This is a genomic window from Monashia sp. HAY1-2A (assembly GCF_056755315.1).
Window position 1 is genome coordinate 1 of sequence record NZ_JBNDHY010000674.1, and the last position, 244, is coordinate 244.

Annotated in this window: 1 protein-coding gene; it reads left to right on the forward strand. The window is 63.9% G+C overall.

Translation table 11 applies throughout. The features are described from left to right. The coding region (locus ACPYOM_RS23500) for an AMP-binding enzyme (RefSeq protein WP_481347830.1) at positions 1-244 on the forward strand (244 nt) is incomplete at both ends.

Genomic DNA, 244 nt, shown 5'->3' on the forward strand with positions numbered 1-244 from the left:
TCGCAGAACTGCCCGCCGTGGGGAGCGTGGCCGTCATCGGAGTGGCCGACGGGAAATGGGGTGAAGTGCCCCGCGCAATCGTCACGTTGCGGGAGGGCTCTGTCCTGAGCGAGGAACAGTTGCGCTCGCATCTGGAAGGCCGCCTTGCCCGGTACAAGATTCCCAAGTCCGTGGTGTTCGTTGAGGAGATGCCGCGCACGGCTAGCGGGAAGATCAGGAAGACGGATCTCCGCAAGCACTACGC